Origin of the sequence: Hyphomonas atlantica corrig., assembly GCF_000682715.1 — a bacterium.
Classification (GTDB): domain Bacteria; phylum Pseudomonadota; class Alphaproteobacteria; order Caulobacterales; family Hyphomonadaceae; genus Hyphomonas; species Hyphomonas atlantica.
The window spans coordinates 1-1,247 of record NZ_AWFH01000039.1 but is presented as its reverse complement, the minus strand read 5'-3'; the positions used below and the strand labels follow the sequence as shown (position 1 = coordinate 1,247).

1 pseudogene is annotated in these 1,247 nt (G+C 58.6%); it reads right to left on the bottom strand.

Annotation, left to right across the window (positions count from 1 at the left end):
- Positions 1-28: 28 nt before the first annotated feature.
- Positions 29-1,167 (bottom strand): annotated as a pseudogene (locus HY36_RS12660) (IS3 family transposase).
- Positions 1,168-1,247: the final 80 nt, after the last annotated feature.

The following is a 1,247-nucleotide window of genomic DNA, read 5'->3' as shown; positions in this document are numbered from 1 at the left end:
ATTCGGGGCTGGAGTTTTTGGCGCTTCCTCACCTTAGCGGGCTGGTTTCGCCGAGGTGATTCATCAGCGTAATCGGGGGCTTGTTCCCGATCGCGCTGTGGGGTCTTACCGTGTTGTAGTCTCCACGCCAAGCCTCCAGCTTTTCCCTCGCATCGGCGAGGCTCATGAACCAGTGCTGGTTCAGGCATTCTGCCCTGAACCGCCCATTGAAGGACTCGATGAAGGCATTGTCTGTCGGCTTTCCGGGCCGTGAGAAATCCAGCGTTACATTGTTTGCATAGGCCCAGAGGTCGAGATCCCGGGAGACGAACTCGGACCCTTGGTCGACCCGGATCGTCTTCGGATAGCCGATCTTGCCGCACACACGGTCGAGCGTGGCAACAACGTCCTCGCCGCGATAGCTGAACCGCGGATCGATGACAGGCGAGTAGCGTGAGTAAATGTCGATCAGCGTCAGTATGCGTATCTTGTGGCCACTCGCCAGCTGGTCGTGCGCAAAGTCCACCGCCCAGGCATCGTGGGAGCCTGTTGCCTCCCTGCGGTCGTCCCGGAGCTTGGCCTTGACCCATCGCTTCGGCGTTTTGTTGCGTAATTGCAGGCCTAGTTCGTTGTAGATCCGTCGAACCTTCTTCATGTTGATTACCCAACCTTCACGCCGCAGCATGACGTAGACGCGCCGATAGCCGTATCGGACACGCGTCTCACAAATCTCCCGGATGCGCAGTTCCAGAGCAGCCTGGTCGCGCCGGCGAGAGGTGTAGCGATAGGATTTCGGATCGAGGACCAGGAGCCCGAAGGCCCGCCGGATCGAGACCGTCCAGTCGTAACACACCTCGTTGACCAGCTTGCGCTTGCGGCCAGGCTTCAAAGCTTTCGCTTGATGACGTCCTGCAAAATCTCGCGGTCGAGGGTGAGATCGGCTACGATCCGCTTGAGCCGGGAGTTCTCCTCCTCGAGCTCCCGCAATCGCTTCATCTCCGACGGCAACAAGCCGCCATACTTGTTTTGCGGGAAATCGCAGTGCGATTTCTATTCCGCTTCACTCCAGTTGAAATACGTGGCCTGGCTGATCCCGGCCTTGCGGCACACCTCCGCGACCGGAATCCCTTCCTCGCCCTGCTTCAGTATGAACGCCTTCTGTGCGTCCGTGAACTTCGATGCCTTCATCGCTTTCGCTCCATCCCAGCCTGGGATCATTACGCGAAAACTCCAGCCTCAAACGAGGGATTTTTCGGGGAGCAGGTCAC